This is a genomic window from Micromonospora sp. NPDC005291 (genome assembly GCF_040607415.1).
GTDB lineage: Bacteria > Actinomycetota > Actinomycetes > Mycobacteriales > Micromonosporaceae > Micromonospora.
In genome coordinates this window covers 125,849-142,785 of the sequence record NZ_JBEXGR010000016.1, presented here as the reverse complement: position 1 = coordinate 142,785, position 16,937 = coordinate 125,849, and the positions used below count along the sequence as shown (strand labels likewise).

Below are 16,937 nucleotides of genomic sequence, written 5' to 3'. Positions count from 1 at the left end.
CGGGGGTCGCCGCCGCGGGCGCGACCGGTTACCGGAGGTGGACATGCGTGCACTGCTCTGGGTCGTCGGCGTCGTCGCCGGTGTGCTGATCCTGCTCGGGTTGCTCCTCGAAGCCGTCCGCTGGTTGATCATCATCGGGCTGATCGCGCTGGTCGTGGTGATCATTCTCGGCGTGGTCAAGGGGCGGCAGGCGATGCATCACCAGACCCGCCGACGGTGACACGGGGCGCTCAGAACCAGTCCGCGCGCATGTCGAGGGTCGTCCGGTCCCGGCTGTCCAGCAGGTCGAACTGCGGGCCGGTACGAGGCAACTCGACCATGAAGAAGTAGCGTGCGGCCTGCCGCTTGCCGGCGTGGAACGCGTCACCGGCCCCCTCGGGCGGCAGCGCCAGCACCTGCTCCAGCCACATCCACGCGATCACCACGTGCCCGACCGCCTCCAGGTAGGCGCTGGCGTTGGCCAACGCGAGCACCGGGTCACCGTCGGCCCAGAGTCGACGGGTGACCGCGTTGACGCGATCCACGGCCGTAGCCAGCCGGTCCGCCAGACCGGCCGCCTCACCCCCGGCCTGTCGGGCCCGCTCGATCGTGTCCCCGATCGTCCCGGTCAGCAGGGCGAGACCCGCCCCGTCGTGCATGGTCATCTTGCGCCCCAGCAGATCCAGCGCCTGGATGCCATGGGTGCCCTCGTGGATCGGGTTGAGCCGGTTGTCGCGGTAGTGCTGCTCCACGTCGTGATCGCGGGTGTAGCCGGCACCTCCGAGCACCTGGATCGCCAGGTCGTTGGCGGTCAGGCACCACTGCGACGGCCAACTCTTGGTGATCGGGGTGAGCACGTCCAACAGCAGGTGCGCGCGTTCGCGGTCGGCGTCGGACGGGGCCGTCTTCTGCTCGTCGAGCAGCCGCGCGCAGTAGAGCACCAGCGCCAGCGCCCCCTCCACGTAGCTCTTCTGTGCCAGCAGCATCCGCCGTACGTCGGGGTGGTCGATGATCGGCACCTGCGACGCGGCTGGGTCCTTCGCGCCGACCGGACGGCCCTGCGGCCTCTGCTTGGCGTAGGCCAAGCTTTTGAGATAGCCGGTGTAACCCAGCGCGGTGGCGCCGGCCCCGACCCCGATCCGGGCCTCGTTCATCATGTGGAACATCTGCGCCAGACCCTGATGCGGCTCGCCCACCAGGTGGCCGACCGCACCGGCGCGGCCGCCCGGGGTGTGCCCGCCGTCGCCGAAGCTGAGCAGGGTGTTGGTGGTGCCCCGGAACCCCATCTTGTGGTTGAGCCCGACCAGCACCACGTCGTTGCGGTCGCCGAGCGACCCGTCCGGGCCGACCAGCACCTTGGGCACGATGAACAGCGAGATGCCCTTCACGCCGGGCGGCCCGCCGGGGATCCGCGCCAGCACCAGGTGGACGATGTTCTCGGCCAGTTCGTGGTCGCCACCGGAGATCCACATCTTGGTGCCGAAGAGCCGGTACGCGCCGTCCGCCTGCGGTTCGGCGCGGGTGGTGATGTCGGCCAGTGAACTGCCGGCGTGCGGCTCGGACAGGCACATGGTGCCGAAGAACCGGCCGTCCAGCATGGGCCGGACGTAGGTGTCCACCTGCTCGGCACTGCCGTGCGCCAGCAGCAGGTTGGCGTTGCCCAGGGTGAGGAACGGGTACGCCGAGGTGGCCACGTTGGCGGCCTGGAACCAGGTGAAACAGGCCGCCGCGACAGCGTGCGGCAGTTGCAGACCGCCGACTGACGCGTCCAGCCCGGCGGTGAGCAGGCCTGTCTCGGCGAAGCTGTCCAGCGCCGCGCGGACCTGCGGGATCAACCGCACCCGCTGCCCGTCGAAGGTGGGCTCGGCGAGGTCGGCGGCGCGGTTGTGCGGAGCGAACTGCTCGGTGGCGACCCGCTCGGCGAGGTCCAGGGCATCGTCGAAGGTCTCCCGGGAGTGCTCGGCGTAGCGGGGGCGCTCGACAAGCGTGGACACCCGCAGCCAGTCGTGCAGCAGGAAATCGAGGTCGCGACGGGAGAGCAGGGTGGACGGCACGGCGCTCCTCAGCGGGCACGGGGGTGGGTCGGTCCGGGGCGACGGCCCGGCGTCACCCCGGACCATCCTGGCGGATGGGCCTGGTGCACACCACCGGCCCGGCAGCCCTCGCCGAGCGGAAGTTGTCACACCGGCCGACTAGGGTCACCGCCTGTGACCGCACCCGGAGACGTCCCGCCCGAGGTCCTCGACCGGTTGCGGCCGATCTGCCGCGAACTGCCGGAGACCTACGAGGAGCCGGCCTGGGTGGGCACCCGCTGGCGGATCCGCAAGCGGACCTTCGCCCACGTGCTCACCGTCGACCCCGACCGCCAGGTGGCCCACGCCCGCGCCGCCGAGGTCGACCAGCCCGCCTGCCTGCTGATCTTCCGGTCGCCACCCGATGAAATCGCCGGGCTCCTGGGCTGCGGGCACCCCTTCTACAAACCGGAGTGGGGCCCGACCGTGATGGGCATGGTCCTCGATGCGGACACCGGCTGGGAGGAGGTCGCCGAGTTGCTCACCGAGAGCTACCGCATGCTGGCCCCGAAGCGGCTCGCCGCCCTGGTCGGCCCTCCGACCCCGCCGATCGCCTGAGCCCTGGCGGTGGCCGGCGGTTTCGCCCGGCATGCTCCGGGGATACCGGGCTGGATGGTCGGATCCGTCGGCCACCGGCTGGAGCCGAGGACGCCGTCGGGCGGGTGAGGAGCGGGTCGATGTCCACGCTGCCCACCGAGGAGGATCCCCGGTTGATCCCGGTTCTCAGCGAGGACCGGGTGTGCACGGGCGTGACATTCCTGCGAGGGCGGGTCTTCCTGAGCTACCCGTCGGCGGACAGGCCCGGCGTACAGGTGGTCGAGGCGCTGCCGGACGGCGGCCGCAAACCGTACCCGGATGCCGCGTGGAACGAGGCGGACCAGTCACCGGACGGCGCGTTCGTTCACGTCAACGGGTTACGTGCCGGGCCGGACGGCCGACTGTGGATCATTGACTCGGGTGCGCCGCAGATCGGCGGCCAGCAGGTGCCGGGCGGCGCTCGGCTGATCGTGGTCCACCCGGACGGCGATCGGGTGGACCGGGTCTACCACCTTGACGAGGCGGTGCACCCCACCAGCTACGTCGACGACGTCCGATTCAACGGCGCCATCGCGTACCTCACCGACGCGGGGGCGCCCGGCCTCATCGTGCTCGAACTCGAATCGGGTCGGTCCCGGCGGGTGTTGGACGGTCATCCGAGCACGGTGGGCGGGCCGTTGGTGGCCGACGGGCGTGCGCTGCGTGATCCGGGCGGCGCTGAGGTGCACATGCACGCCGACCAACTGGAGGTGTCGCCCGACGGCCGCTGGCTCTACTACCAGCCGGCCTCCGGCGGGATGTCCCGGATCGCCACCCGCTGGTTGGACGACCCGTCGGTGTCCACGGATGAGATGGCCCGGCGGGTCGAACGGTGGTGCGACACACCCAGCACCGGCGGCACGGCGATCGACGCCACCGGCACCATCTACCTGAGCGACGTGGAACGTCGACGTGTCCTCGCCCTCGCACCGGACCGCAGCGTGCGCACCCTCGTCGCCGACCCCCGGCTGGCCTGGGTGGACGCGATGTGGCTCGATGCCGACGCCCAGCTCTGGATGCCGGCAGCCCAGCTGCACCTGACCGCCGGGCTCAACGGTGGGCAGTCGGCGGTCGACTACCCGGTCCAGATCTATCGAATGCCGGTCGACGCCGAGCCGCCCCCACTGGACCGTGCCTGATCTCCGCACCGCCGCCGGGTTGTCGCAGGTCGGCGCTAGGGTCCCGGCCATGGCTGATTTCGTACTGGTGGCGGGGGCGTGGCTGGGGTCGTGGGCATGGGACGAGGTGGTGCCGCCGCTGCGCGCGGCCGGCCACGGCGCCCACCCGTTGTCCCTCTCCGGTCTCGCCGAGAAGCGGGGCGCACCCGCCGGGCAGCAGACCCACGTGCAGGACATTGTCGATGAGATCGAGCGGCGTGATCTGCGCGACGTGGTGCTGGTCGGGCACAGCTATGCGGGCATCCCGGTGGGTCAGGCCGCCGAACGAATCGGCGACCGGTTGACCCGGGTGGTCTTCGTCGACTCGGAGGTGCCGGTCGACGGCGGGTCGTTCGCGTCCGGCTGGTGGCAGGGCCCGGCGGCGTTCGAGGCACTGATCGCCGACAACGGCGGCGACTGGCCGCCCCTCGGCGCGGCCGACCTCGACGGTCAGGGGCTCACCGACGCACAGATCACCCGCCTGATCGAGGGCTCCACCCCGCACCCGGGCGCGACGCTGACCGAGCCGGCCATGCTGACCCGGCCGCTGGGCGAGCTGCCGGCGACATACATCAAGTGCCTGCTCGACGGGCCCGAGCCCAACGAGACCGTGGCCAAGCTGCTGACCAGCGAGCACTGGCGGCTGATCACCATGGCCACCGGCCACTGGCCGATGTTCTCCCAGCCCACTGAGCTGGCCCGGCTGCTGCTGGCGGAGGCCGGCTGAGTTGCGGCCGAGCGCCGGCCACCTCGATCCGCTTCGCGGCTCAGGTGGCCGGCTCGTCGATGGTGGCGATGTGCCGTATCGGCGACGCGAGCAACCAGAACACGGCGAGCACGCCACCCAGGCCGGCGATGACCAGGGTCGGCCGCAGCCCGATGGTGGTGCCCAACGCACCACCGACCAGCGCGCCGAGCGGTCGGATGCCGTAGTTGACGGCGCTGTACGCACCGGCGCGCCGGCCCCGCGCGTCGTCGGGTGTCACCGCGGTGATGAGGGCGTTCAGGTTGACGTCCATCAGCATCACCCCGACGCTGGAGACCAGCTCAATGGCCGCCAACATGGCCACCTTCGTCCAGGTCGGGCCGGTCACCGCCGCGGTCAGCGCCAGGGGCGCCGGGAAGAGCACCACGCCGATCATGGCGGTACGGCCCAACCCGATGGCGCGCGAGATACGTGGGGCCAGCGCCGCGCCGGCCAGGCCGCCGAGCGCGCCGAAGCCGAAGGCGATGCCGATGGCGCCGGCTGACAGGTCGAGTTCACGGCTGGCGTAGAGCACCAGCAGGGCGCCGGCGATGAAGGTGAAGAAGTTGACCGTGCTGGTGCAGCCGAGGGCGGCACGCAGCACCGGGTGCCGTAGCACCAGCACGAGCCCTTCGCGGACCAGGCCCATGGTGGACGACCGGCGCGGTGGTGGAGGCGACTCGGTCACCGGGATGCGGCTGAGCAACAGTGCCGAGCCCAGGAAGGACACCGCGTTGACGACGATCGCGACCGGCGCGGTGAACGCCTGGACCAGTCCCCCACCGACGGCCGGGCCGGCGATGAACGACAGGGATCGGCTCATGCTCAGCTTGCTGGTCGCGTCCACGTAGGACGATCGCGGCACCAGGGCCACGAAGAACGCCTGATGCGCCATGGCGAACAGCACCGCCCCGGCGCCGGTGAGCAGTGCCACCAGGTAGAGCTGCGTGAGGGTCACCGCGTCGAACAGGTAGGCCACCGGCAGGCTGAGCAGCACCGCCGCGCGGATCAGGTCGGCGATGATCAGGAGCCGCCGCTTGTGGGTGCGCTGGTCCACCCAGGCGCCGAGGAACAGGCCCAGCAGGTTGGGCAGCCAGATCAGCGCGGTGAGGACGCTGACCTGCACCGGCGTCGCGGTGAGCAGGGAGACGGCGATCAGTGGCAGGGCCAGTTCGCCGATCCGGTCACCGAACTGGGCGATCGTCTGGCCGGACCAGAAGGTGCGGAACCGCCGGTCCCGGTGCAACACCAGCGGGGGCGCGGTGGCGGTGGCGGTCATGACGCGGCCGGCTCGTCGCCGGGCTCGGGCAGGAGGTAGCGCAGCATCCGGACGCGCCGCGCCTCGGCCGGTGACGCGTCCTCGTCGTCCTTGCGCCGCACGTACGGGGCGAGCAGCTCCTCGACCGCGGCCTCCAGTTGCCGCAGTTCCTCGGGGGTGGCCACGAACTGGGTGTCGGCCACTCCGGCCAGCCCGCGCCACTGCGAGTCCAGCCGTGGCTCGTCGTGCAGCAGCCACTGCTGCGGCACCTCGGCGGAGCGGGCAAACATCTCGCCGCGCAACTGACGGGCCGCGGCCTGCCCCTCGGCGTCGTCGGGCAGCGTGAAGCGGAAGCCCCGAGCAGCCGCCTGCCACCAGCGTTCGCGCTTGCTGGTGGTGCCCTCCGCGTCGGTGACCAGGCCGAAGGTCGCGAGGTGCCGCAGGTGCCAGCTGACCACCGACGGTGTGGCACCGACGTGTGGCGAGAGGCCGGTGGCGGTGGCCGGGCCGTGCCGCTGGAGGCGGTCGAGGATGGCCAGCCGGACCGGATGGGCCAACGCCCGCAGCGCCTGCGGCTCGGTGATCTCGAAATCCCCGTACGGGTTCTTGAGAGACATGTTTCGAAAGTAGCCTCTCAGATCGCGGCGGGCAACCCCGGGCCGCTCCGGGGTGCCACGATGATCAGGCGATGCCCAACCGGGCCAACGGCTCGACCAGCTCACGCTCCTCGTAGCTGAGGTGCGACAGCAGGGCGTCGGTCAGCAGGTCCACCGCTGCCCGCAGCTCGGTCAGGCCGTCCGGGGACCCGACGTATGCGACCAGGGCCTGGTCGACACCCTCCAGCACGTCGTGGATGACGTGGTGTTCCTGCTCCAGCCGGTCGACGACCGGGCCGAGCCGGGGATCACGCGACCGCAGCCGGGGAAACAGCGACTGGTCCTCGATCGTGTGGTGGGTGGTGACGATGCGGCAGTACGACTCGCAGTAGACGCCCAGCGTCCAACGGTTCTGCCGCATGGTCATCGTGTTGATGTGGGACCGGGCCGCACCGGCGTCGATCTCGCCGGCCGCCACCTGCTCGATCAGGTCATGGATCTGACTTAGCTCGGCGCGCAGGCCGTCGTGGATCTGCACCAGGTGCGCACCGGTGGCCTGCTCGTGCGGGGTGTAGGTGCGATCCGGGTCGGGCACCGGCCCGGTCGGCCGGGCCGACTCGTCCCACACCTGCTGGTCACTGCGCCGCACACCGTCGTCCGGGGTCGGCACCACGGCGAACGCGCCGCCGGTCACGGTCGCGCGGCTCGGCCGCACCGGCGGCGCAGCCACCGGCTCCGGCTCCGGCTCTGGTGCCGGCGTACGCTCCGGTGCCGCACCGCGATCGCGCTCGGCCGCCACCAGTTCGCGCACGGCGGGGGCCACCTCGCCTGCGAACCGGCGCAGGTCGTCGGGGTCGTCGCTGCCGAGAATGAAGGTGCTGACGCCCTCCCCCAGCGCCAGCTCGGCCAACTCCTGCACCCACTGCTCGGCGGGCCCGTTCAGCGGGCCACTCCCGACGGCTGAGAACTGGCCGGAGATGTTGAGCAGCCGGCGCACGTCCTGGGGTGAGCGGCCGGCCTGCTGGGCGGCCTCGTCGATGATCGCGTTGCCCTTGGCCAGGTCACCGGGCTGGAGGTAGCCCAGTGAGGGCAACCAGCCGTCGGCCCGGCGACCGGTGAGCTGAAGCATCCGGGGCTTGTACGCGCCCAGCCAGATCGGCACCGCGTGCGCCGGAGCGGGGCCGCGCTTGGCGCCCATCACCCGGTAGAACTCGCCGTCGACACGAACCCCACCGCGCGCCTCGGCGTCCCAGAGCTGACGGATGACCTCGATGGCCTCCTCCAACGCTCGTACGCCCTGCCCGGGGGTCAACCGTCGGCCACCCATCGCCTCGATGGCATCCCAGAACGCTCCCGCGCCGAGGCCGAGGCTGACCCGGCCACCGCTGAGCAGGTCCAGGCTGGCCACGCTGCGGGCGAGCACCGCCGGCGGGCGCAGCGGCAGGTTCGTCACGTTCGCCGCCACGTGCACACGGCTGGTCCGGGCAGCGACGAAGCTCAGCAACGTCCAGGTGTCGAGGAACGCCGGCTGGTACGGGTGGTCCTGGAAGGTGACCAGGTCGAGCCCGACCTGCTCGGACAGGACGGCGACGCCGACCGTGCGGTCCGGATTGTCACCGCTGGGGGTGACGAAGGATCCGAAGACCAGGTCATGGCCGTAGTCGCTCATCTGCGAGCCTCCCGATTCACGCGACGCCTCGGGCGATGCGTCATGACCTCAACCTTATGCCATGCAGAACATCTGCTGCCAACAAGGTCTGAGTCACTGCGCTACTGTCGAGGGATGACGGGTGCCACACACCGGCGGGACCGGCCCGATCCGCTCGACGACGACCTGGGCTGGATGCTCGGGATCGTCTTCCGGGGCTACGTCCGGGCGGCCGAGCACACGCTCACCGACTTCCCCGGCGGCCCGCGCGGCTACCAGTTGCTCACCGCGGCGATCAACGGGCCAGCCCGCAACCAGGGCGCGATAGCCGAGGAACTCGGCATCGACCGCACCGTCCTCACGTACCTGATCGACGACCTGGAGCGGCCCGGGTTCGTCGCCCGTCGGGCGGACCCGGGCGACCGGCGAAACCGGCTCATCGACGTCACCGACGCCGGACGCGCCGCGTGGGAGCAGCGGCGGTTGGCGCTGCGGCAGGTCGAGTCCCACCTGCTGGGGGCGCTCGCGCCAACCGAGTCGGCGACGCTACGGGCACTTCTTCAACAGGTCGCCTGCTCGGCCCAAGCGGTGGACCCGCTGCGTGACCTCTGCGAGGTTGTGGCGCAGGTGCAGCCCACTCCGGCACCGACGGTGCCCGCCCCGAGCGGCGCTGACGCCGCGGGCGTACGCGGTGGGCGGACGGCCACTCCCCGAGCCCGCCGCCGCAGCGCCGACTGAACCCGGGCCACGGACCCACGGCGGCCGGAGACGACGCGGGTCCGCCTGGCACCGCCCGACCGTCGGGCGGTGCCGGCGGATCCGCTGTGCCGCTGGCGCGCTAGGTCAGCGCACGTGCACGAACACCGGGTTCGAGTAGAACCACAGGTCGGCCCACGGGCTCTCCAGCCCGTCGGCGAGCGGCTCGGCCTCGTCGGTGCTGGTGCCCCGCACCCGCGCGTAGGTGTCGGCCTCGACATTGCGCAGGGTGTGCCGGATGACGAGGTCCTCCCCCTGCCGACGCCAGTCGCGCGGGCCGAACCGGGCCACCACGGTGGTGGTGGGGTTGGTGTCGGCGTCCAGGCTCGCGCTCGGGCCGGTGATCTGGCCGACGATCAGGTCGACCCGGCGGACCTCGGGACGGTCACCGTTCCCGTTCACGCCGTTCAGCGGACGGAACTTGATCTCGATCTCGACGTCGGTGCGGCTGCGACGGCTGACCGTGATGGTCTCGCCCACCTCGGCGGTCTTGCCCTGGGACGTGGCGGTGACGTCGAGGTTGCGGATCAGGTCACCGGTGGTGACCCAGATCCGGCCGTTGCGCAGGCCGTCCATGATGTCGCCGTAGTCCTGGCGGGCGTGCACGTACGTCTTGCTGTACTCGCCCGGCCAGAAGTCCGAGCCCCCACGGGTCCAGTGCACGTGTGAGTCCGAGGTCGCGGTGATCCACCAGCGCCGGCCCTCGCCGAGCAGCGAGTCCCACAGCCCACCGACCCGCGCGGTCATCTGGTCGAAGCCGCCGTAGGTGGGGTGGTTGCCGTACCCGCCCCGCGCCCCGCCGTTGAGCGGGCCGGCCTGGTGGCCGGGCGCGCCCTCGAAGCCGATGTAGACGTCCGGCGCGGCGTTGTTGCCGTTGCGGAACTCGCGCGGGGTGTCCTGGCCGTACACGCCGAGACCGGGCGCCGAGCGGGACGCGTGGTGGGCGATCACCAGCGGCTTGTGCGGCATGCCCCGGGCGACCTTGAGGAACTCCACCATCTTGGCCTCGGTGTCGCGGGCCGGGTCGGTGGGGAACGCGTCGTACTTGGCGAACCGGCTCTCCAGCTCGAAAAGCTGCTTGGCCTCGTCGTCGTGGCGCGGGATCATCAGCGTGTGGTGGTCCAGCGAGGGCGCGTCGAACTCCATGCCCCAGAACTGGAGCACCTCGGGGACCAGCTTGCGCGAGCGCAGCAGATCGGGGTACGCCTGCTCGATGTTCACCTTCGAGTGGGTCGGTCCACCGTGGTCGGTGCACATCGCCCAGGTCAGGCCGAAGTTCTTCGCCATGATGGCGTTGGTGACGATCGGGTAGACCGCGTCCGCGCCCTTGTGGAAGACAATCGGGGACTTCGTGGTGTCGAACTCCCCGCTGTACTCGGAGTGGATGTGGTGGTCACCCGCGCGCCACACCCGGTTCTTGGAGGTGCCCCGGTCGCTCTTGTCGTCACCCGGCCGGCGATCCTCGTCGGCCCACGCCGCACTGGCACCGACCAGCGGGCTGGCCGCGGCCAACGTCGCGCCGACGCCTGCGTACTTGACCAGCTTGCGCCGCGACAGCTGCGCGTGCTCGGTCACTTCGGGTTGCTTGTCTCTCACGTGAGAGCCTCTCCTCGATCAAGCGAATGCTCTTTCGATGAAGAAGCCTTGAAGAGAGCGGTGAACACCCGTCGTACGGGACGCGTGTCCACGGTGAACACCCTGCTCCGACCTCCCGACGGGCCTGACCGCGGGCAGCAGGGGGTCACGCCTCGACCGCGTGGAGTGCCCAATCGAAGCCGAACCCGCCGTGCGCGTTCCATCCCCTCCAGAGGAAGACGATCATGACACGGGCGTTTCTTCAGCCGGACGATGTCAGCGACTTGGTGGCGCAACAGTTCGGCGCTGACCGGAGACTTACTGCCCTGGACCGACTGACCGGCGGCAGCAAGAAAGGTGTCTACCGGCTCCGGCTGGACGACCAGACGACCGTGATCCTCTACGTGTGGGCAGCCAACGAGAATTACTGGCCACCGTCGCCCACGGTCCCAGACGACCCGTTCACCGACGCTTCGGGCGCGGAACTGTTCGCCGTCAACCACGCGGCGCTCACCGCCGCGGGCGTGCGGACCCCACGGCTGCTGATGCTCGACCGCGACGGCCGCTATCTCCACTCGGACGTCGCGCTGGTCGAAGACGTCGGCGCGTTGACGCTCGAAGCACTGATGGAACGCGACCCGGCCGCAGCCGCAATGCCGCTGTCCACACTCGGTGAAGCCTTGCGCCGCATGCACACGACTCTCGGCCCGCATTACGGAAAGCTCGCCGCTATCGCCCGCGACGAGGCGCCCCAGACCCGACGCACCGAGGACATCATCGCCGACCGGGCACTCAGCCACCTCGTCGCGGCGGCGATCCGCGACGCCCGACTCGCCGACGCACACGAACGGATCGCCGACCATCTGCGTCATTTGCGTAGCGCGGTCGGGCCACGCCAGACGTACGGGCTGGTACACGGCGAACTCGGACCAGATCACGTACTCGTCACCGCCGCCGGGGAACCCGCCATGATTGACATCGAGGGCCTGGCGTACTTCGACGTCGAGTGGGAGCACGCCTGGCTCCAGATGCGCTTCGGCGACGCGTACCCGGCGCTGCGCCCGGTAGAACTCGACCCCCACAGGCTCGAGTTCTACCGGTACGCGCAGGTGTTGTCCCTGATTGAGGGTCCCCTGCGTATCGCGGACACCGACTTCCCCAACCGGCAATGGATGCTGGATCTGGCCGACTGGAACATCACCAGAGCGCTCGCCGCGCTCTGACGCCTCACCACGCGGCTGGGCTGCCATCGCATCGATGTCCCCTTGTCTGGTGCCCGCGCCACGCATGGTCAGATTCGGGCGCGGGGCAGCCAGCCCAGAAATCGGAGCTGGACCCGGGGCAGCGGCACCGTGGGTAGGTCCTGGGCGGCGGCGACGAGACAGGAGCCGAGGTAGACCGCGAGGGCGGCGCGCGCTCCGCCGAACTCGGCGAGCAGTTGACTCTGCTTGGTGGCGCAGGGCCACTCGCGGCCACATCCGGTGCAGGTCCAGCTCGGTGGGCTGGGTGCCGCTGGCGTCTCCCTGCGGGCGGTGCAACTCGCCTTCCGCCGTCATCTCGGCACGACCCCCATGGCGTACCTGCGTCGGATCCGGCTCGTTCGGGCACACCACGACCTGGTGCGAGCCGATCCCGGCCAGGAAACTGTCTCGGGGATCGCCAGTCGGTGGGGATTCGCCAGCCACAGCAGGTTCACCGCCCGGTACCACGCCAGCTACGGGGTGCCGCCGCGCGAGACGCTGCACGCCTGAGTCGGGGTCCCTCTGGCACGGCGTCCATCGGCGTTCATCGGAGGGCGCGGGCGAGGCGTCGGACGGCCTCGTCCATGAGTTCGGGTGGGGCGGCGGCGTAGGTGAGGCGCAGGTGTGGGGCCGGGGGTTCGGCGGCATGCCAGGGGCGGCCGGGGAAGACGATGACGCCTTCGGCGGCTGCGGCGGCGGCCAGTGCCACGTCGTCGGTGCCGTCGGCGAGACGGACCCAGAGGTGCATGCCGCCGCGCGGAATCGACTGTGGGGCAAGGCTTGGCAGATGCCGGCGCAGTGCGGTCAGCAGCGCCTCACGGCGTGTCCGGAGCGCGGTGCTCAGTGCCCGGCGATGCCGCGACCACGCCGGAGAAGTGAGAAATTCGATCGCCGCCTGCTGCAACGGACCGGCGACGAAGAAGTCGTCGAGCAGCCGGGCGGCGCGCAGTCGCGCCCCGGCCGGGCCACGGGCACCGATGGCGGCGACGCGCAGCCCGGGGGCGGTCGACTTGCTCAGTGAGCGCAGGTAGATGACGTGCCCGTCGGGATCATCGCTGGCCAGTGGTGGCGGGGCCTGGCCATCGATGGTGAGGTCGCGGGCGTAGTCGTCCTCGATCAGGAACGCCCCGGCGTCGCGTACGGCCTCGGCGACCTGCGCCCGACGGTGATCCGCGAGCGTCGCGCCGTGGGGGTTGGCGTGCAGTGGCTGACAGTAGAAGAGCCGGGCGCCGGTACGGGCGAACGCGGCGGCGAGTTGGTCGGGACGTACCCCATCGGCGTCGGCCGGCACGGGCACCACCCGCAGTCCGGCCGCCCGGGCCGCGGCCAACGCGCCCAGGTAGGTCGGCGACTCGACGAGCAGGGCGTCACCGGGCGCGGTGAGCGCGCGCAACGCGGACGACAGTGCGGCCTGCCCGCCGGGACAGATCACCAGGTCCTCGGCGTGCAGCCCTGCCCCGGCCTCGCGGGCGAACCAGGCGCGCAGATCCGCACGCCCCTCGACCGGCCCACGCTGCCAGCTCGCGGGCTGGCGGGCGGCTCGGGTGAGGGCGGCGCCGAGCGCGGCGGCAGGCTGCAGGTCCGCGTCGAGGTAGCCACCGGACAACGGGATGGCTCCTGCGGGCGTCAGTGCCAACAGTGCCTGCATCTCGTCCTGACCAGACCGGCGAGGTCCGAGCGCGACGGTCTGCCAGGACAGATCGGGTACGCCCCGAGCGTCCGGCGGAGCGGCCACGAAGGTGCCTCTGCCAGGTCTCGCCTCGATCAGCCCCTGGGCCACCAACTGACGGATCGCCTCGGCGACGGTGACCGGCGAGGCCTGGTGGCGAGCGGTCAGCTCGCGTACCGAGGGCAGCCGGGTGCCGGGACCGGCGGCAGCCACGAGGCCGCGTAGATCTTGGATAACGCGTCCGGCTGCGTTACCGTTTTCCATGAGGGACAACAATAGCGCTACTGCCTCGAGTGCGGTAACAGCGGATCGGATGGTCGGGCTCAGCCTCGGCGCCCTGGGCGTGCTCGCCTTCAGCCTGTCGCTTCCGGCCACCCGCATCGCCGTGCAGCAACTCGACCCGTGGTTCGTCGCCTTCGGCCGGGCCGTCGGCGCGGGGCTGCTGGCATGGGCGTACCTGCGTCTCACCGGCGCACCGCGACCCACCCGGGGTCAGTGGCGCCGACTGCCCATCGTCGCCCTCGGCGTCATCGTCGGCTTTCCCTTGTTCACCTCGCTGGCGCTTCTCACACAGACCTCCGCGCACGGCGCGGTCGTCATCGCCGCGCTGCCCGCGATGACCGCCGTGTTCGCCGTGCTGCGGGCCGGCGAACGCCCGCCGCCGCTGTTCTGGGTCGCGAGCGTCGGCGGACTGCTGGCGGTGCTCACCTTCCTCGGCGCCAGTGGCGCGGTACGCGGGACTCTCACTCTGCCCGACCTGTTCCTGCTCGCGGCGGTCGTGCTCTGCGGTCTGGGCTACGCCGAGGGGGGCGCGCTCGCCCGCGAGTTGGGTGGTGCGCGGACGATCTGCTGGGCGTTGCTGCTCTCGTTGCCCGCCACCGTCCCCGTCACGGTCGTCGCCGTTGTCGCCAATCCGCCTCGCGCCGACGCTTTCACCTGGTCGGCGTTCGGCTATCTCACCGGGGTATCGATGTTCCTGGGCTTCTTCGCCTGGTACGCGGGCCTGGCCCGGGGCGGCATAGCGCAGGTGGGCCAGGTTCAGCTCGTGCAGCCAGTGCTGACCCTGGGGTGGTCGGCGCTGCTGCTGGGCGAGGCGGTCGCTCCTACCTCGATCGCGGCGGCGCTGGTGGTGCTGGGGTGCGTCGTGCTGACCCAGCGCACCCGCCGGAGCCCGCAGACGGCCGCAGCGCGGCACGAGGCCGGAGCAGGCGTGTCCTAGGCCCGATCGCGCTCGTGGAGGTCGCGGGCGGTCTGCAACTCGGGCACCGAGGCTTCCAGCAGGTCGGCGAGGCCACGAAGTTGCTCGGCGACCCGGGTGCCGAGGGGGGTGAGCGAGTATTCGACGCGCGGTGGGATCGCGGTGAGCACTTCGCGGGTGAGCATGCCGTCACCTTCGAGGGTCTGCAGGGTCTGGGAGAGCATCCGCTCGCTGACCCCGTCGACGCGGCGACGTAGCGCGTTGAACCGGTAGCGACCCTCGCCGAGCGCCAGCAGAACCAGCGAGGCCCACTTCGAGGTGACGTCCTCGAAGGCGGCACGGGAGGTGCAGCCCCGCGCGAAGACATCGCTGACCAATTCCTGGGTAGGCCCCGCCGGGTCCTGGGCCGGCATGTCGCTCACCTCACCAGCCTACCCGATGGTTACGCCACAGCATGTGCTGTAGATTCGTAAGTGCCTGCAGTTCCGCCACTGTCCTATCGGAGGTTCCCATGCCCACCTACGCCGTCACCGGTGCCACCGGCCGGCTGGGCCGTTTGGTGATCGAGCAGTTGCTCGATGCCGGCGTGCCCGCCGCTGAGATCGCCGCCATCGTCCGCAGCCCGGAGAAGGCCGCCCACCTGGCCGCGCGCGGGGTCGAGATCCGCAAGGCCACCTACGACGACCCGTCGACGCTGCCCGGCGCCGTGGCCGGCGTACGCCGCCTGCTGCTCATCTCCGGCGACACTCCCGGTCAGCGCGTCGCGCAGCACACCGCGGTCATCGACGCGGCCAAGCTCGCCGGGGTCGAGCGTCTGATCTACACCAGCATCCTGAACGCCGACACCACCACGAACCCCCTCGTGCCGGAGCACAAAGCCACCGAGGAGGTCCTCGCCGCGTCGGGTCTGACCTACACCGTGCTGCGCAACGGCTGGTACACCGAGAACTACACCGACCAGCTGCCGCAGTACCTGCGGTCCGGCACGATCCTCGGCGCCACCGGGGGCAGCAAGGTCTCCGCCGCCACGCGGGCCGACTACGCCGCCGCCGCCGTCGCGGCACTGACCCGCGAGGAGGACGGCAACGCCGTCTACGAGCTGGGCGGCACCGCGTTCACGTTCGACGAACTGGCCGAGGCCGTCTCCGAGGTTACCGGCACCACCGTCGTCCACCAGGACCTGTCGGCCGCCGACCTGGCCTCGGCCCTGGAGAACGTCGGCCTCGACGCGGGCACCGCCGGGTTCGTCGCCGCGCTCGACCACTCGATCGCCATCGGTGAGCTGGTGACCGACAGCGATGACCTCAGCCGGCTGATCGGTCGCCCGAGCACCCCGCTGCGCGACGCCGTCCGGGCCGCGCACGCCTGACCGTCCGTCGCCCGGGCCGATCCCGGGCGGGGGACCGACCGGCCGCGGGCGGCTACTCCGCCTCGTCTTCCTGTTCCGTGAGCTCGGCCAACACGTCGGCCGCGTCCCGGTTGCCCCCGTCGGCGAGCCGTCGAAGTTCGCCGACGTCCGCCCGCTCTGCTGCCAACTCGACGAGCTGGTCGATTGCGTCCCGGTCACCGTTCGCGGCCCGCTCCCGTAGACCGGCAAGATCAGGATCTGACATCGCACACCTCTCAGCAGCTGACGCGCGACCACGTCGACTCTCGCCGGCCGGTCCCGCTCACCACCGAAAACCCAGCCAGCCGGCGCCACGCCGGGTGAGGGAACGGCTGACACACCGGTGCGCCGATCCGGTCAGCCCGCCTCGGACGGCTCGGCGAGCAGCAGACCGGTCAGCAGACTGCGCAGGGTCCGCTCAAAGAGATCGGTCCGGGGCGGCGGTGCGGCGGGCTGGCTGAACGCCGCGACGAGGTGCGGGTACGCCGCGAGGTCGGCCCCGGCGAAGCTGAGCGCCCCGGAGGCGGCCTCGCTGCGGGCGAAGAGGCTCACCACGCCGGTCATCATCGCGATCGCCTCGAATTTGGTGGGGACGGCGCAGCGTACGGGTTCCAGGACCCGAATGCAGTTGTCGAACCAGGCCAGGCTCTCGGGGCCGACGCCGGACGTCCGGTGACTCACGTCGAGCAACCACGGGTGGGCGCGGTGCAGCGCCAACTGCCGACGGGCCAACAACATCATCGTGTCCAACCAGTCGCCCTCGGCCTGCGGGTACGGCCGCAACTCCCCCACGACCCGGTCGGTCATGAGATCCAGGAGATCGTCCCGCGACGACAGGTACCGGTAGAGGGATCCGGCGCCGGTGCCCAGCGCGTTGGCGACGGCGCGCATCGACACCGCGGCGATCCCTTCGGTGTCCGCGAGGGCGATGGCGGCCACGACGATGGCGTCCCGACTGTGCGCCGGAGCGGGGCCACGGCTGCCGCGTTCGGGCCTGCTCCAGATCGGCTGCCGAGCGGAGTCGCCGTCGCCAGCTCTCGTGGGTGCGTCATTCACCGATCTACTGTAAACTGCAAACGG

General features: G+C 71.2%; 18 protein-coding genes. 9 read left to right on the top strand and 9 right to left on the bottom strand.

What is annotated here, in order from left to right; translation table 11 throughout:
- The first annotated feature begins 43 nt into the window (after positions 1-43).
- Entirely contained in the window at positions 44-220 is a 177-nt protein-coding gene (locus ABZT18_RS21670) for a hypothetical protein (protein WP_354997620.1), read from the top strand.
- Between the two features lie 10 nt (positions 221-230).
- Here the strand turns inward: ABZT18_RS21670 and ABZT18_RS21665 are convergent, their stop codons facing one another.
- Positions 231-2,033 carry an acyl-CoA dehydrogenase gene (locus ABZT18_RS21665; protein ID WP_355252317.1) on the bottom strand — a complete coding sequence of 601 codons (1,803 nt, stop codon included), beginning with the start codon at positions 2,031-2,033 and terminating at the stop codon, positions 231-233.
- Positions 2,034-2,186: 153 nt separating this feature from the next.
- Here ABZT18_RS21665 and ABZT18_RS21660 point away from each other — a divergent pair, with 153 nt between their 5' ends.
- The 3 genes from ABZT18_RS21660 (at position 2,187) to ABZT18_RS21650 (ending at position 4,511) form a co-directional block, all read left to right on the top strand.
- Positions 2,187-2,609 carry an MmcQ/YjbR family DNA-binding protein gene (locus tag ABZT18_RS21660; protein WP_355252314.1) on the top strand — a complete coding sequence of 141 codons (423 nt, stop codon included), beginning with the start codon at positions 2,187-2,189 and terminating at the stop codon, positions 2,607-2,609.
- A gap of 119 nt (positions 2,610-2,728) precedes the next feature.
- Positions 2,729-3,766, top strand: coding sequence for an L-dopachrome tautomerase-related protein (locus tag ABZT18_RS21655; protein WP_355252311.1), 1,038 nt, complete (start codon positions 2,729-2,731; stop codon positions 3,764-3,766).
- Between the two features lie 49 nt (positions 3,767-3,815).
- Positions 3,816-4,511 (top strand): alpha/beta hydrolase, encoded by a 696-nt coding sequence (locus tag ABZT18_RS21650; RefSeq protein ID WP_354997616.1) that lies wholly within the window; start codon positions 3,816-3,818, stop codon positions 4,509-4,511.
- A 40-nt stretch (positions 4,512-4,551) separates the two neighbouring features.
- Here ABZT18_RS21650 and ABZT18_RS21645 read toward each other — a convergent pair whose 3' ends face one another.
- The 3 genes from ABZT18_RS21645 to ABZT18_RS21635 form a co-directional block, all read right to left on the bottom strand.
- Entirely contained in the window at positions 4,552-5,808 is a 1,257-nt protein-coding gene (locus tag ABZT18_RS21645) for an MFS transporter (RefSeq protein ID WP_355252308.1), read from the bottom strand.
- Entirely contained in the window at positions 5,805-6,404 is a 600-nt protein-coding gene (locus ABZT18_RS21640) for a helix-turn-helix domain-containing protein (protein WP_354997614.1), read from the bottom strand. The genes ABZT18_RS21645 and ABZT18_RS21640 overlap by 4 nt, the downstream gene beginning before the upstream one ends.
- A 64-nt stretch (positions 6,405-6,468) precedes the next feature.
- Positions 6,469-8,052 carry an LLM class flavin-dependent oxidoreductase gene (locus ABZT18_RS21635; RefSeq protein ID WP_355252305.1) on the bottom strand — a complete coding sequence of 528 codons (1,584 nt, stop codon included), beginning with the start codon at positions 8,050-8,052 and terminating at the stop codon, positions 6,469-6,471.
- A 114-nt stretch (positions 8,053-8,166) separates the two neighbouring features.
- On the opposite strand from ABZT18_RS21635, the gene ABZT18_RS21630 reads away from it, so the two are divergent.
- Entirely contained in the window at positions 8,167-8,769 is a 603-nt protein-coding gene (locus tag ABZT18_RS21630) for a MarR family winged helix-turn-helix transcriptional regulator (RefSeq protein ID WP_355252302.1), read from the top strand.
- 105 nt (positions 8,770-8,874) lie between these two features.
- On the opposite strand, the gene ABZT18_RS21625 is transcribed toward ABZT18_RS21630, so the two are convergent.
- Positions 8,875-10,383 (bottom strand): phosphoesterase, encoded by a 1,509-nt coding sequence (locus ABZT18_RS21625; protein ID WP_354997611.1) that lies wholly within the window; start codon positions 10,381-10,383, stop codon positions 8,875-8,877.
- Positions 10,384-10,607: 224 nt separating this feature from the next.
- Between ABZT18_RS21625 and ABZT18_RS21620 the strand changes: the two genes are divergently transcribed.
- Both ABZT18_RS21620 and ABZT18_RS21615 read left to right on the top strand, forming a co-directional pair.
- On the top strand, positions 10,608-11,585 hold the full coding sequence (locus tag ABZT18_RS21620; RefSeq protein ID WP_355252299.1) for a phosphotransferase: 978 nt from the start codon (positions 10,608-10,610) through the stop codon (positions 11,583-11,585).
- A 228-nt stretch (positions 11,586-11,813) separates the two neighbouring features.
- Positions 11,814-12,113 carry a helix-turn-helix transcriptional regulator gene (locus ABZT18_RS21615; protein ID WP_354997609.1) on the top strand — a complete coding sequence of 100 codons (300 nt, stop codon included), beginning with the start codon at positions 11,814-11,816 and terminating at the stop codon, positions 12,111-12,113.
- Between the two features lie 34 nt (positions 12,114-12,147).
- Here the strand turns inward: ABZT18_RS21615 and ABZT18_RS21610 are convergent, their stop codons facing one another.
- Positions 12,148-13,536, bottom strand: coding sequence for a PLP-dependent aminotransferase family protein (locus tag ABZT18_RS21610; RefSeq protein ID WP_354997608.1), 1,389 nt, complete (start codon positions 13,534-13,536; stop codon positions 12,148-12,150).
- 49 nt (positions 13,537-13,585) lie between these two features.
- On the opposite strand from ABZT18_RS21610, the gene ABZT18_RS21605 reads away from it, so the two are divergent.
- On the top strand, positions 13,586-14,491 hold the full coding sequence (locus ABZT18_RS21605) for a DMT family transporter (RefSeq protein ID WP_354997607.1): 906 nt from the start codon (positions 13,586-13,588) through the stop codon (positions 14,489-14,491).
- Here ABZT18_RS21605 and ABZT18_RS21600 read toward each other — a convergent pair.
- The gene (locus ABZT18_RS21600) at positions 14,488-14,883 is read right to left on the bottom strand and encodes a helix-turn-helix domain-containing protein (protein ID WP_354997653.1); all 396 of its coding nucleotides are present in this window, start codon (positions 14,881-14,883) and stop codon (positions 14,488-14,490) included. The two genes, ABZT18_RS21605 and ABZT18_RS21600, sit on opposite strands and share 4 nt — an antisense overlap.
- 98 nt (positions 14,884-14,981) lie before the next feature.
- Between ABZT18_RS21600 and ABZT18_RS21595 the strand changes: the two genes are divergently transcribed.
- Positions 14,982-15,839 (top strand): SDR family oxidoreductase, encoded by an 858-nt coding sequence (locus tag ABZT18_RS21595; protein ID WP_354997606.1) that lies wholly within the window; start codon positions 14,982-14,984, stop codon positions 15,837-15,839.
- A gap of 52 nt (positions 15,840-15,891) precedes the next feature.
- Here the strand turns inward: ABZT18_RS21595 and ABZT18_RS21590 are convergent, their stop codons facing one another.
- Positions 15,892-16,083, bottom strand: coding sequence for a hypothetical protein (locus ABZT18_RS21590; RefSeq protein ID WP_354997605.1), 192 nt, complete (start codon positions 16,081-16,083; stop codon positions 15,892-15,894).
- 131 nt (positions 16,084-16,214) lie between these two features.
- Positions 16,215-16,913 (bottom strand): helix-turn-helix domain-containing protein, encoded by a 699-nt coding sequence (locus tag ABZT18_RS21585; RefSeq protein ID WP_355252296.1) that lies wholly within the window; start codon positions 16,911-16,913, stop codon positions 16,215-16,217.
- Positions 16,914-16,937 lie beyond the last annotated feature (24 nt).